Below are 13,711 nucleotides of genomic sequence, written 5' to 3'. Positions count from 1 at the left end.
GAACCGATGGTCAGGATCTTTTGAGGCTCTCAATGAGCTGATCCACAAATTCACCGTTGGCATCGCTGAATTTCAGTCTGACCGGATACCAGTCCAGCGACGGCGCCAGCCAGATATCGAGCTGCTGGTCTTTGGAATCCGGCGGCGGCGCTTTGGTGATATGCACCGTGCTGAAGTCGCCGAGCGCCGTAGTCAGATTTTCGGTGGCGATCACTTTGAAGCTCCACGGCTCGGCATCACGTCGTCCGGCGACAAACATTTTCCATTCGCTACCGGGACGGAATTTGTCGCCTGCTGCGCGTGCCTGAGCGACCAGTTGCCAGGTGGCGCTGGTGCGGTCCTGCTCTCCGCCCTTTAACACATAGCTGGCTTCCGAAGCCGAGAAACGCAGGGTTTTGCTGTCCCGTCCAAAGCTGGTGGTGGTGGGTGGTTTTCCTAGCCGTTTTTCGATAAATTTTTCAGGCGCCAGCCCGTATTCGTCGATGGTGCCCTGGCTGCTGGCATCCAGGATTTTTCCCAGCAACATGGCGCGTGTCTCGGTCTGGATCAGGTAGCTTTTGTCCTGCCATTGCCATTTCACGGTGGCAGAACCGCTGAGTGGAATTCCGCTTTGCCGGGCGCGGATGCTGTATTGCAGTTCAACCGGAGGCGGCAGACTGAAGGCCGATTTGGCGGTGACGCTGGCCGCATGGTCGGCACAGAATGCGCTCTGAGAAAGCAGCGATAGCAGCGACACCAAGATGGCGGGCAGAAGGGAATGCATGCGAGGAGAGAATGTCATTTTGATTCCGTGGTGGTGAAGTGAATCCGGGTCGCGGTCTGGGTGGTGACCGCACCGTTGGTTTCTGTATTGCGTATCTGAACCGGATACCAGTGCATGGCTGGTGCAAACCAGAGTTCCAGTATCGAATTATAAAAGCCGGGTCGTGGCGGACGGATCACATGCCAGGTCATGAGCTTGCCGAGCGGTGTCGTGACTTCTTCCTGACCGGTAATAACAAAGGTGAACTGATTTGCTTCCCGGTCTTCGGCGACCTGCACGGTCAGTTGTTTTCCCGTCTGAAACTGGTTTTCTGCGGCCAGTCCCAGCCCTGCCAGCTGCATGAATATACTCGCTCTGTCCTGCGCACCATTTTCCAGCGTCGCTGTCTTGGTGGTGGCTGAAAAAATTACGGTCAGGCTGTTGTAGTCAAAATGGGTCGCGGTCTCACTGCGACCGCGCCGTGTTTCGCTCATGATGCGCGGCTGTATGCCGTGTTCACCGATGCTGCCCTCACTGCGCAGGGTGTACAGATTCAGGCTGGTCAGCAATAAATCGAGTGAAGCGCTGACTTGCATCTGATATTGCTGATCCTGCACTGTCCATTTGATTTCACCGATACCGTACACCGGGTTGCGGTCAGGTGTGGTGCGGATCACTTTCATCTGCATTGTCCCCGAAGGTGGTGGCAGGGTGCTGAGTTCAGTGAGCGGGGTCGGGACGTTTGCCGCCGGCGCGGTGCTGGCGCTATCAGGGGCTGCTTTGGCAGAGCTGGTGTCAGCGGGATTATCAGTCACATCTGGCATAGCAATCGCTGCGGCAGGTAATTCTTGTAACAGCGTGGCGACCGGAGCAGCGGCTGGCTCCCCGTTTTGCAGCGCCGAGGTTTCCAGCGAGGGACGCGATGGCCGCCGGACTACGCTGGCAACGGTTTTTGTCGTGGTTTTGGAAACAGCTGCCGGCGCTGGCCGGACTGCTGCGGGGGAGGTGGCTGGCGGCGCAGTTTTCAGGCGGACTTGCATTTCACGCGGCGTCAGCGGTGCCGGTACCGTTTTGAGTAGCGGTACTTCGGCCCATTTCCAGACACCGGCGTGTAACAGCAGCGCCAGACCGGCAAACAGCAGATAGCGGTAAGCCGGTATCCGGGCTGAGGCTGGCCGTATGGTGTGTCTGTGCGCAATCTGGAGAGCAGGTGTGGTCATGGCATCAGTGTAAACGCAGTCATGGCTGGCTGCGCTGACAGGCAGAAAAAATCTGTTACCGGCAACCGGCGTACAATGCCGCACACCGGCAACAGCTGACATCGGTAGCGCCGGCCGGACCACATCATTTTTTATTTTATGAAACAACGAATCCCGATATTACTTGCGGCGGCATCTGCCGTCATGTGCATGACGCTGGCAACAGCGGCGCATGCAACACAGGATACGGCGCCAGCGCCGGTCAGGATTGCCATGATCGACGGCATGAGCGCGGCCTTTACCAATGCCGGAGAAGCGGTGCAGCGCAATCTGCAATTCGCCGTTGAGCATATCAATGCGCGCGGCGGCGTTCATCTGCCAGATGGCAACCATCTGCTGAGTCTGACCGTACTGGACAATAAGCAAGGTGTGGAAGAGTCACTGTTGCTGCTGAAACAGGTGACCGATCAACATATCCCTTTCGTCGTGCAAGGTAACAGCTCCGCCGTGGCGCTGGCGCTGACTGAAGCGATCAACCGTCATAACCAGCGGGTTCCTGAACATCGCGTCCTGTTTCTGAATTATGCGGCAGTTGACCCGGCGCTGACCAATGAGAAATGCAGTTTCTGGCATTTCCGTTTCGATGCCCATGCTGACATGCGCATGCAGGTGCTGACCGACGTGATCCGTGACGATACCCGCGCCAGCAAAGTGTATCTGATCGGACAGGACTATAGTTTCGGACGGCAGGTTGCGCATTCCGCGCGGACGATGCTGGCGGCCAAACGGCCGGATATCCAGATTGTCGGCGATGATCTGCATCCGGTCGGCAAGGTCAAGGATTTTTCCCCGTATCTCGCCAAGATCAAGGCCAGCGGTGCCGATACCGTCATCACCGGCAACTGGGGTAATGACCTGACTTTGCTGATCAAGGCCGCCCGGGACGCCGGTATGCAGCTCAAATTTTATACTTTCTATGCCAACGCGCTGGGCGCGCCCGCAGCAATCGGAGACGCCGGCGTCGGCAGGGTCCGGGCTGTGGCGGAATGGCATCCGAATGTCGGCGGCGAGGCCAGTGATGCTTTTTACCGCGCGTTTCGCCAGCGTTATCCGCAGGTGCGCGACGACTATGTGCATCTGCGCATGCATCTGATGCTGGAGATGCTCGTGACGGCCATCGAAAAAGCCGGTACCACGGATGCCGTCCGGGTGGCGCATGCATTGGAAAATGCCCGCTTTTCAAACGGCTTTCACGAGGCATGGATGCGACCTCAGGATCACCAGCTGATACAGCCTCTGTATGTTTCGGTGATGCAGAAAAAAGGAGAGCCTGGAACGCAGTTTGATAATGAAGGCAGCGGATACGGTTTTCGTACCGAGCGCTTTTTTGCGGGCGGATTGACGGCATTACCCAGCTCATGCAAGATGGAGCGCAAATAGCCGCTGGTGCACGGACTGCACGCATCAGTCATCACACTACTGATCTCATGAGGAGTTGCAAGGATGAGTAATCCCTTCGGAACGGAAATCCCTGGCATGAATTCCATCGGCGATCCGCTGGCGTTCATCAAAAAACTCTGGGGCAGCATGAATGTGCCAGGCATGGTGGCGCCACCGATGACGGTCGATGAACTGGATAAAAAAATCCAGGATCTGAAAACAGTCGAATCCTGGCTGAGTGTGAATATGAATATGCTGCGCGGTACGATACAGGCACTGGAAGTCCAGCGAGCCACCATTGCCGCTTTGCAGTCGATCGGCGAGAGTTTTTCCCAGCATGTGCAGCAGGCCGGAAAAGCGCCGGACAGCACGGCGGAACCATCACCGAGCCAGCACGCAGACTGGCCGATGCCGTCAACCGGCAAGACCGCCAGCGCGGCTGCTCCCGGAGATGCCGCAACACCAGAAGTCTCTCCCGCTGAACCGGAAGCCATTAAGGCGGTGCCTGAGTCTGCCTCTGCTGCCAGCACCGCCTCCGCAGAGAAACCGGAAGCAGCTACCGGCGGCGCATTTGCCAATCCGGCTGCATGGTGGAATTTGCTGCAGGATCAGTTCAAGCAGGCTGTCAGCAAGGCGATGGAAAATGAACCGGTCTTTATGGCTGGCAGCAAGCCGGAATCCGCCGGAACCGATCAGCCGGCAGCCCAAACAACCGCCCGTAAACCGGCTGGCGCCGCCAGAACTGCAGCCCGTCCGGCTGAACCGGCGTCTGCCGGCGCCGCCCGCAAGACCGCAGCAAAAGCGCCTGCAAAGACAAACGCAAAGACCGCCACAAAGACAGCCGCCGGAGACGGCAAACCAGTACCTAAAAAAACCAGCCGGTAACATCGGTGACATCAGCCGGGCAGGCTGTCTGTATCAGGTATAGTCGGGATTGCACGTCCGGGCAGACAAGCATCTGTCCCGCGCTGCACGGGCGGCAAGCTGTCTTGCGCCGCCCTGTTCCCCGCGTTAATTGCTGGCGGCGCTCAGCGCAGCCTTCACATCGGCATCACTCCAGTTCGCCGTGCGCGACTCATTCGTCGCACTGCAACTGATCTGCACCTGGTTATTTGCCAGCATCTGCACACCTACATTCACACAGGCGGTGGTGCCGCCGACGGCGACGTTGTAAGTGCCGCTGGCCGGACGGTTCGTCATGCCGCTGCTGTCGCTGGTGAAGACCAGATTCTGGGTGGTGACGACGCGGTTCGCCGTTGCCTTGTTTTTGCTGTAGAAAAATCCGGCATTGCTGGTCAGGCTGCTGCCGGTATTGATGACTGTGCTACCGATACTGGTCGTGCCGTAACTGGTGGCGGCACTCATGGTGAAGGTGGCGCTGCCGTTGCCGATCTGGGTGGTTTCGCTGCTGCCGCCATCGCTGTCGGTACTGTTGAAACTGGTGTTGCTCATCACGTATTCGGTCACTGCAGGGTTATTGCCGACATTCACGCTCAGATTGCCGGAACTCTGAAAATTCAGGGTTTTGATGCTTCCGGTTTGTACCGGCGCGCCGCTGAAGCTGCCCAGATAAGCGTTATCTGCCGGAAAGCGGCGCACGCAGTTATTGGCGGTGGTGGTGGCGCCGGTAAAACTGACGCTGCCGCCCTTTGGACAGTTACCGCTGTTACCCGCGATGACGACCAGATCATGCAGATTCAACACGGTTTGTACGTTGATCCAGCTCTCTGCAAAGACTTTCAGCGCTTCTGTCATGCCGGATGAGCTGCTTCCGGTGCTGCCTGTTCCGCCGGTTCCACCCGTGCCGCCGGTGCCCGTATTCCCTGAATTTCCTGTGCTGCCTGTCGTTGAGCCACCACCACCGCAAGCGCTGAGTGCAGCGATCAGGCTGATCGCCAGAAGATGTTTTTTCATACTGAATCCTTATCCGTAAAATTGAGAAATTTCACCGCCAGCCAGGTTGTGGCAGTAAGCACTGGAGTGCTTCCCCGGTTCAAACGAAATCGGAGGCGGGAAAGCGCCACCGGTAAAATTATTTTTTTGACGGTTCAGGAAAAACAGGTCGTGGCAGAGTATTCAGGGGCGCTTGATGCGATGGTTGGCAGGGCGAGACATCGCCTCCCATTGGCAAGAGGGATACTGGCGGCAGATACCGGCGGCCCGTTGTCTCAGCTGCCTGGCCCGCTGCGGATCATCAGGTTCCAGACTGCGGGCGAGGCTGTCCAACGTCAGCGCATACCACAGGCCATAGCGTGTATCGTCGGCTTTTTCCCGGATGGCGAGTGCGGTTTCCAGCTCGGTTCGCGCAGTCTGCATTTCACCGCGCGCCAGATACACATTGCCCAGTGCTTCGCGCATGTTGGCTTCAAAGCCGGCCCAGTATTCACGCTGACCGGGTAGCAGAAAGGCTTTTAGTTCGTTTTGCATCTGTTCTACTGGCAGCAGTGTCTGGTCTGCTCCGGCGAGCCGTGCCAGCCCAAGCCAGGCTTCGGTCTGGGCATAGTGATTTTTTTGTCCTGCGCTGTACAGTGCCTGCTGGTATTCCCGGATAGCTTCCGCATAATGTTGCCCGGCGCGGGCAATTTCAGCCTTCAGCAGATAAATGCCGCTGGCGCGGCTGGGCTGGTTTGGCCAGTGTTGCTGCCAGAGCCGGAGATTGTCATCTGCAAAGCGGCGTGCGGTGTCGATATCGCCAAAATGCAGGTATGCGGTACCGCAATGATTCAGCAGGATATTGCGCAGGATCGGATAACTGACCGGCGTTTTCCAGGGAAACTGATCGCAGACCTTGTGCGCTTCAGCCAGGCTGCCGCTGCGGATCAGGATTTTCAGATAACTGGCGCTGGCATTTTCCAGATAATCGAGTTTCTGATGGCGCCAGTCCGGCAGCAGCATGATGTCATAAGCGGAACGTGCGTAAGCCAGACCTTCGGGGCGGCGTGCAGCATCGACCAGCATATCTGCCAGATAGGCTTTACTTTCCGACACAAAGTAGTGATTTTTACCCCAGATATCCTGCATGCTTTGCAGCGCTTGCAGTCGTGCTGCTTCAGACTCTCCGGTTCTTCCCAGGCTGTCCAGGCTGATCGCCACGCTTTGTTGTGATTCTGCCGTTTGCCAGGCATGCGGACCGTACAGGCGCTGCCGCAACGTCAGAGATTCGCTGAAAGTCTGCAAAGCGGCATCGGGCCGGTCTGAGTTCAGATAAGCCAGTCCCAGATTTTCCAGTGCGGTGGAGAGTTCGGCCTGATCTGCGACAGAACGTGCCAGCTGCACCGCCATTTCCAGATAATGAATATCCCGCGGAAAGCCGGCGGGATGCAGATTGACGCCGCAATGGCCGGCCTTGCGGTAAGCGACTGCCAGTTTTTCAGCTGCTGCCTGATTGCGCTGATAAATAGCCAGTGCCTGATCAGCATACTGACAGGCTTCGCGGCTGCGGTTATTGCCGCTCAGCCATTCGACGGCATCCAGCAGCACCGACGCATATTCGTTACTGCCGGAGCCGTAATTTTGCTCTGCCTGCTGCAGACTGACGGTATAGATGCGCGCGGCTTCTTCCTGCAGTCCGAGTTGTACCGACAACTGCCCCAGGTCGTGCAGCAGTCTGGCGCGTTCGTCGGGATGCTCATACAGTTCATTCATGAGCTGATCGACGCCGTGACTGACCAGCTCTTTCAGGGTCATCTGGCGTCGCGCCAGATCGAGATCCGGTTTCTGGTCCGGATTGAACAGGCTGACGACAAACTGGTACATTGCTTTGGCTTTGATGGTTTCAGTCTGCGCGATACGCGCCTGATGCAGCGACACGGCGGTGGCGATGAACAGCGACAGGGTGAACAGCAGACTACCGGCAGTGATCCAGCGGTGCTTGCGCAGCAGGCGGCTGCTGCGGTACCACAGACTGCCTGGTCTTGCGCGAACCGGGTCGCCGCTCAGATAGCGTTTCAGGTCATCGGCAAAGGCATCGACGGTGGCATAGCGCTCTGGCGGAGTTTTTTTGAGCGCTTTTTGTATGATGGCATCCAGATCGCCACGCAGTACCTGATGCTGTTTTTTGTCCGTGAGCCGTGATGACGGAGCCGCGACCGGCTCATTCAGAATGGCCCGTTCCAGTGCTGCCCGCGAACGGTCAACAGGTTGATACGGTGCAGTGGCGGTCAGTAATTCATACAGAACGACCCCGAGTGAATAGACATCGCTGGTAATGCCCAGCGGCTCGCCACGGATTTGTTCAGGTGAGGCATAGCGCCAGGTGACGGGATGCGTGCCGCCTTCCATACTGGCTGTATCGTGGTGGAGGCTATGACGGTGATCGCCCTGCAGAATCTGAGCAATTCCGAAATCGAGCAGGCGCACATCGCCTTCTTCGGTGACCAGAATATTACTGGGCTTTAAATCACGGTGCACGACCAGATGCGAATGGGCATATTGCACCGCCGAGCAGACTTGTATCATCAGTTGCAATCTTGCCCGCAGGCCAAGTTGTCTGTGTTGACACCAGTCGATGATGTGCTGACCTTTGACATACTCCAGTGCCAGCCAGGCCTGTTGTTCGCTGCTGATGCCGGCGTCATACAGCCGTGCAATGTAGGGATGGGTCAGTTGTGACAGGATGTCTCGTTCACGTATAAAGCGCGATACGATGGTGCCATTGAGCGTGTCCGGATAAGGCAGTTTTAATGCGATTTCACGATTGAATTCGCCATTTTTCCGGACTGCCAGCCAGACGCTGGCCATACCGCCTTTACCTAACTCCCTGCGCAGTTCCCACGGCCCGACACACATGCCTGTGAGGTATGCAGGCCGGTTCGGGTTGTGTTGACTGTCATCAATCGTGATCTTGGGTGTGGTCAGCAGAAAATTGTGTGCATCAGCGCTGACATGTGCTGCCAGCAGTTCCGACAGCCGGGGATGCAGCGTTGGCCGGGTGAGAGCCAGTTCTGATAGCCAGGCCTGCTGTTGTGCCGGTGACAGCTCGATGGCTTCATCGAGCAAATAGGAAATGGTTTGCCAGTCGTCACTGGAAAATTGCACAGCGTATCTCCGTTATGAGGAAAATTCAATGGGAATTCAATGCAGAACGAAAAATCCGGAGTGAAAGCGCCATGCCATCGTTTTCTGCAGTTCAGCGCAAGGCAGCAAACAGCAATGCCCGCGCCTTGAGCCAGTCGCGTTGTACCGTGCGTCTGGCGACGCCGAGAAAATCGGCAGTCTGTTCTTCGCTCAGTCCTGCAAAGTAACGCAGTTCCACCACTTGCGCCAGACGCGGATCGAGCTGCTCCAGTTCGTTCAGCGCATCGTGCACCCGCAACAGTTCAGACTCATCCGGATTTGACAGATCCAGCTGTGATTCGAGTTCCACATGTTCGGCATCGCCGCCGTGGCGTTCCGCTTTGCGACGGCGTGCATAGTCGATCACGATAGAACGCATGGCGCGCGCCGCATAACCGAGGAAATAATGTTTATCAGCAGCCTGCATGTGCGTGACGGCATTCAGGCGCAACCACATTTCATTGATCAATGCGGTGGTGTCGAGCAGGGTCAGATGCCCGCTGTGACGCAGGCGTGAGCGTGCCATCTGGCGTAATTCAGGATAAATCCTCTGCATCAGCTGCTCTGCCGCATGTGCATCACCTGCGCGTGCCTGCATACACAAGGAGGAAAAATCATCCATAGGAGGGGGTTATCAATAAGTCCGGAAAAGCAGGTATTTTAATGGAGCAGGGAGGGGGATGCTGAAAAACAGATCAGTCACTGTATGGTGTCCATTTCTGACACATCGGAAAACAACATTCCAGGGTATATGCTGCAATAAGAAGCATCATGCGGTGGCAGGGGAATTTTTCTGCAGTATCGCCAGCGCTTCTCTGGTCCATTGCACACGGCCTTCTTCAAAGCTGATTCCTGCTTTCAGAATCAGGTAATGAATTTCCGCTTCCCGCGACAATGGTCGATGGTTGAAATCGCGCTGTTCGATGGCGCGGTAGGTTTGCAGTTCTTGTTCGTGCAGTGCCAGGCGGCGTTCCAGTTCTCTGGTCAGACCCAATGGTCCGACGGCGGCATCGGCGCGCAGGCGCACCAGCATGTCGTCGCGCAGGCGCATTGGTGCGGCGCTCTCAGCTGCCCAGCGCTGTAGTTCCGCCCGCCCTGCAGGTAAAATATCAAAACGTTTTTTCCCCGCACGGCCACCTTCCACTTCGCTGGAGCTGACCCAGCCCTGTTGTTCCATGCGCGCCAGTTCACGATAGATCTGCTGATGCGTGGCATGCCAGAAATAACCGATAGATTTATCAAAACGCCGCGCCAGATCGTAACCGGAGCAGGGTTTTTCAACGATGGAAGTCAGCAGGGCATGTTGTAAAGACATAACTAGAAGAGATGTTCAGAAAAATATGTCTCAATTTTATATGCAACTGGTTGCATAAATAAAGGCATTTCATTATCCTGATATGCACTTAGTTGCATAATTCAGCTGTCGCATTCCATCATTCAGTCAGCTGAGCTGTTGATAAAAACGGGTCTGCGCCGTTGTGTGCATACCTTCCCTTGATTTGTCCCGATTCTCAAAAAAGGAAATTGCGATGTCTTTTTATCCTCATCTGACTCAGCCGCTTGATCTCGGCTTCACCACCTTGCCAAACCGTTTACTGATGGGCTCGATGCACGTCGGTCTGGAAGAGGTCGATCACGGTTTTGAGCGGATGGCGGCTTTCTATGCGGAACGTGCACGCGGTGGCGTGGCGCTGATCGTGACGGGTGGGATTGCGCCGAATGAGCGTGCGCGCCCTATGCATGGTGGCGCGATGCTGACGACCGAGGAAGAAGCAGCGCATCATCGTATCGTGACGGATGCCGTCCATCGTGAAGGCGGCAAGATCGCGATGCAGATTCTGCATTTTGGACGTTACTCCTATCAACCAACGCTGGTGGCACCAAGTGCGATCAAAGCGCCGATCAATCCGTTCAAACCACATGCGCTGACGACAGAAGAAGTCGGCCAGACGATTGACGACTTCGTGCGCTGTGCCGCTCTGGCGCAGTCTGCGGGTTATGACGGCGTGGAAGTCATGGGCTCGGAAGGCTATCTGATCAATGAGTTCATCGCTGCGCGCACCAATCAGCGTGACGACGAATGGGGCGGCGTGTATGAAAACCGGATCCGTTTCCCGGTCGAGATCGTGCGCCGCATCCGCGAAAAAGTCGGCACCAATTTCATCATCATCTATCGTCTGTCGATGCTCGATCTGGTGGAAGGCGGCTCGACCCTGGACGAGGTGATCCAGCTCGCCAAAGCGATTGAAGCTGCGGGTGCGACCATCATCAATACCGGCATCGGCTGGCATGAAGCGCGCATTCCGACCATTGCAACCAAGGTGCCGCGTGCTGCATTTGCCTGGGTCACGCAAAAACTCAAAGGCCATGTGAACATCCCGCTGGTGGCGACCAACCGGATCAACACGCCGGAAGTGGCGGAACAATTGTTGGCCGATAATTTTTGCGACATGGTGTCGATGGCGCGTCCTTTGCTGGCCGATCCGCTGTTTATGCGCAAGGCAGAACAGGGTAAGGCAGAGCTGATCAATACCTGCATCGGCTGTAATCAGGCTTGTCTCGATCATACTTTCGGCGGCAAGATCACGTCCTGCCTGGTGAATCCGCGTGCCTGCCACGAAACCGAGTTGGTCAATGCTCCGCTCATTCAATCCAAGCGGATTGCCGTTGTCGGTGCGGGGCCTGCAGGCCTGAGCTTCGCCACCACCGCCGCCCAGCGTGGTCATGCCGTGACCCTGTTTGATGCAGCAGCTGAAATCGGCGGCCAGTTCAACATCGCCAAACAAGTGCCGGGTAAAGAAGAATTTTATGAAACGCTGCGTTATTTTGACCGCCAGTTGCCATTAAGCGGCGTGACGCTGAAACTCAACAGCAAGGTCAGCGCGGCCGATCTGCAAGACTTCGACGAAGTGGTGTTGGCAACCGGTATCACTCCGCGTGTGCCGGAGATCGAAGGCGTCAGTCATCCGAAGGTGTTGAACTATCTCGATGTGCTACGTGATAAAAAACCAGTGGGTAAAACTGTCGCCATCATCGGCGCTGGCGGTATCGGTTTTGACGTGGCCGAATACCTGAGCCACAGCGGTACCAGCCCAAGTCTGGATCCGGAAAAATTCTTTGCCGAGTGGGGCGTAGATACGCAGTATCAGGGTGTTGGTGGCTTGACGGAAGCGAAGGTAGAAACGCCAGCACGTGAAATTTTCCTGTTACAGCGCAAGACTTCCAAAGTCGGTGATGGTCTGGGAAAAACAACCGGCTGGATTCATCGTACTGGTCTGAAAAACCGCGGTGTGCAGATGATTGCCGGTGTGACGTACAACAAAGTTGACGATGCCGGTTTGCATGTGACGATAGATGGTCAGCAAAAAACGCTGCCAGTAGATAACGTGATTTTGTGCGCGGGTCAGGAGCCGCGTCGTGATTTGCAGGCAGCGCTGGAAGCCGCAGGAAAAACCGTACACCTGATCGGCGGCGCCGATGTGGCCGCAGAGCTGGATGCCAAACGCGCGATTAATCAGGGAACCCGTCTGGCTGCCATCATCTGATGGGGCGGTTCTGGCACTTACCGTAAAAAGGAATCATCATATGAAGACACTGCATCCACAGGTGGCTGCTTCGCTCGGACACTGGCACAACATGATCGCCAGCCGTGATCTGACGGAATTGCCGGGACTAGTGCATCCTGCTGCAGTATTCCGTTCGCCGATGGCGCATCAGCCGTATGCCAGTTCGCAGGCAGTCGTGTTGATTCTGTCAACGGTGATCAATGTATTTGAAGATTTCACCTACCATCGTGAATTTGCCAGTGATGACGGACTCAATGTTGTGCTGGAGTTCAGCGCCCGGGTTGGCGACAAGCAACTCAAGGGCATCGATATGATCCGTTTTGATGAGACAGGAAAAATCGTCGAATTTGAAGTCATGGTCAGACCGATGAGCGGCTTGCAGGCGCTGGGACAGGAAATGGGTACGCGGCTGGCGCAGTATTTGCCAGCTTATAAAACTCCCGGCCCGGCCTGACCCGGATCAGAACACATTTCATCCCTGTTGATGAAATGTGTTCTACTTGTTTGCAGTCCGTTTCAGGAAGCGCATCAGACTGCCGAGCAGCGGTAATTTTTCATACAGCTCCTCGGCGGCATCCCAGTAATCCCTATGCATCATGACCCGTCCATCCGTCGCAAAACGGATATGGGTTGCGCCGCGTATGCATTGTTCATCCGAATGAAAGCGTTTCATAGTGAACAGGAAGTCCCAGCACAGAAACGCCGTATCACCTTGCAGCACGGTTGAGGTAATCACGAAGCGCGGTTGTCCGACCTGCACAAACATATGCTCGAAAATACGCCGGATATGGTGAATGCCGTGCACTTCATTGAACGGGTCTTTGAAATACGCATCCTCGGTATAAACATGATGAATTTTTTCCACGCTGGCAAGGCTGACGGATTCAAAAAAACTGGTCAGTTTATCCAGACTGGCCTGATGATTCAGTGTGCTCATGCTTTATAGTCCTGTGATTTTATGTACCAGGTAAAAATAACTGCGATACGGCAGAAGGCGTGCCAGTCGCAGCCAATTGGTAAACCGTTTAGGGAAGTGGATATGAAACTGTCCCTGCTCCATACCCTTGATCAATACCTGTGCGGCAGCCGCTGCCGTCATCAGAGCGGGCATCCTGAAATCATTATTTGCTGTCATCGGCGTGGCGACAAAACCGGGATTAATCATATACACCGCAATATTTCGCGGACGAAGATCTAAGTACAGTGATTCGCACAGATTGACGACAGCGGCTTTACTCGGGCCGTATGCCAGTGCCTCTGGCAAGCCAGAAAAACCGGCAACCGAGCCGACGATCCCAATCCCGCCCGCACCTTGCCTCAGCAAAGTTGGCAGAATCACAGCCAGACATTGATACACACCGCGTACGTTGACATCCAGCACATGATTGGCATCGGCCAGATTAAAACTGGTGGCACGCATCGCATTATAGGTTCCGGCAACCACCAGAACCAGGTCAAACTGTCCCCAGTGTTGTAATAGCTGGTCGTGTGCGGCTTGCACACTGGGGTGATCGGTGATGTCCAGCGGCAGCGTGAGTGCATGTGGGTAGGATTGTGCGATCTGAGACAGTTGCTGTTGATTGCGGGCGGACAATGCGACGAGCGCTCCTTGCTCCAGTAATTGTCGTGCAACTTCAGCACCGATGCCTGTCGATGCGCCGATAATCCAGATGCGCTTTCCATGCCAGTCGCGAATTTGCGGATTCATG

General features: G+C 55.8%; 12 protein-coding genes. 4 read left to right on the top strand and 8 right to left on the bottom strand.

Translation table 11 applies throughout. The features are described 5' to 3' along the window. Positions 1-10: 10 nt before the first annotated feature. Both HV832_RS00860 and HV832_RS00855 read right to left on the bottom strand, forming a co-directional pair. The gene (locus HV832_RS00860; RefSeq protein ID WP_223827305.1) at positions 11-781 is read right to left on the bottom strand and encodes a DUF3108 domain-containing protein; all 771 of its coding nucleotides are present in this window, start codon (positions 779-781) and stop codon (positions 11-13) included. Then, positions 778-2,064 (bottom strand): DUF3108 domain-containing protein, encoded by a 1,287-nt coding sequence (locus HV832_RS00855; protein ID WP_176801661.1) that lies wholly within the window; start codon positions 2,062-2,064, stop codon positions 778-780. Before HV832_RS00855 ends, HV832_RS00860 begins: the two co-directional genes overlap by 4 nt. A 36-nt stretch (positions 2,065-2,100) precedes the next feature. Here HV832_RS00855 and HV832_RS00850 point away from each other — a divergent pair, with 36 nt between their 5' ends. Continuing rightward, on the top strand, positions 2,101-3,381 hold the full coding sequence (locus HV832_RS00850) for a branched-chain amino acid ABC transporter substrate-binding protein (protein ID WP_176801660.1): 1,281 nt from the start codon (positions 2,101-2,103) through the stop codon (positions 3,379-3,381). 63 nt (positions 3,382-3,444) lie between these two features. Then, complete coding sequence (locus HV832_RS00845) at positions 3,445-4,266, top strand: PhaM family polyhydroxyalkanoate granule multifunctional regulatory protein (protein WP_176801659.1); 822 nt, start codon at positions 3,445-3,447, stop codon at positions 4,264-4,266. A 126-nt stretch (positions 4,267-4,392) separates the two neighbouring features. Here the strand turns inward: HV832_RS00845 and HV832_RS00840 are convergent, their stop codons facing one another. From HV832_RS00840 to HV832_RS00825, 4 genes are all read right to left on the bottom strand, one after another. Next, positions 4,393-5,295, bottom strand: a complete 903-nt coding sequence (locus HV832_RS00840; protein ID WP_176801658.1) for a hypothetical protein — start codon at positions 5,293-5,295, stop codon at positions 4,393-4,395. A gap of 162 nt (positions 5,296-5,457) precedes the next feature. Beyond that, positions 5,458-8,418 (bottom strand): serine/threonine protein kinase, encoded by a 2,961-nt coding sequence (locus HV832_RS00835; protein WP_176801657.1) that lies wholly within the window; start codon positions 8,416-8,418, stop codon positions 5,458-5,460. A gap of 91 nt (positions 8,419-8,509) precedes the next feature. Next, positions 8,510-9,058, bottom strand: a complete 549-nt coding sequence (locus tag HV832_RS00830; protein ID WP_176801656.1) for an ECF-type sigma factor — start codon at positions 9,056-9,058, stop codon at positions 8,510-8,512. 147 nt (positions 9,059-9,205) lie between these two features. Next, positions 9,206-9,751 (bottom strand): PadR family transcriptional regulator, encoded by a 546-nt coding sequence (locus tag HV832_RS00825; RefSeq protein WP_176801655.1) that lies wholly within the window; start codon positions 9,749-9,751, stop codon positions 9,206-9,208. Positions 9,752-9,965: 214 nt separating this feature from the next. On the opposite strand from HV832_RS00825, the gene HV832_RS00820 reads away from it, so the two are divergent. Both HV832_RS00820 and HV832_RS00815 read left to right on the top strand, forming a co-directional pair. Then, a complete protein-coding gene (locus HV832_RS00820; protein ID WP_176801654.1) occupies positions 9,966-11,981 on the top strand; it encodes an NADPH-dependent 2,4-dienoyl-CoA reductase in 2,016 nt (671 codons plus the stop codon). 40 nt (positions 11,982-12,021) lie between these two features. After that, the gene (locus HV832_RS00815) at positions 12,022-12,456 is read left to right on the top strand and encodes a nuclear transport factor 2 family protein (protein ID WP_176801653.1); all 435 of its coding nucleotides are present in this window, start codon (positions 12,022-12,024) and stop codon (positions 12,454-12,456) included. Positions 12,457-12,498: 42 nt separating this feature from the next. Here the strand turns inward: HV832_RS00815 and HV832_RS00810 are convergent, their stop codons facing one another. Together HV832_RS00810 and HV832_RS00805 are read right to left on the bottom strand one after the other, a co-directional pair. Continuing rightward, positions 12,499-12,939: a nuclear transport factor 2 family protein gene (locus tag HV832_RS00810; RefSeq protein ID WP_176801652.1), complete on the bottom strand. Its 441-nt coding sequence runs from the start codon at positions 12,937-12,939 to the stop codon at positions 12,499-12,501. A gap of 3 nt (positions 12,940-12,942) precedes the next feature. Continuing rightward, the gene (locus HV832_RS00805; protein ID WP_176801651.1) at positions 12,943-13,710 is read right to left on the bottom strand and encodes an SDR family NAD(P)-dependent oxidoreductase; all 768 of its coding nucleotides are present in this window, start codon (positions 13,708-13,710) and stop codon (positions 12,943-12,945) included. Position 13,711 lies beyond the last annotated feature (1 nt).

Source organism: Cognatundibacterium oligocarboniphilum (assembly GCF_013377855.1).
In the GTDB taxonomy this organism is placed as follows: Bacteria; Pseudomonadota; Gammaproteobacteria; order Burkholderiales; family Burkholderiaceae_D; genus Undibacterium; species Undibacterium oligocarboniphilum.
This window is presented reverse-complemented; position numbering and strand designations above follow the sequence as displayed.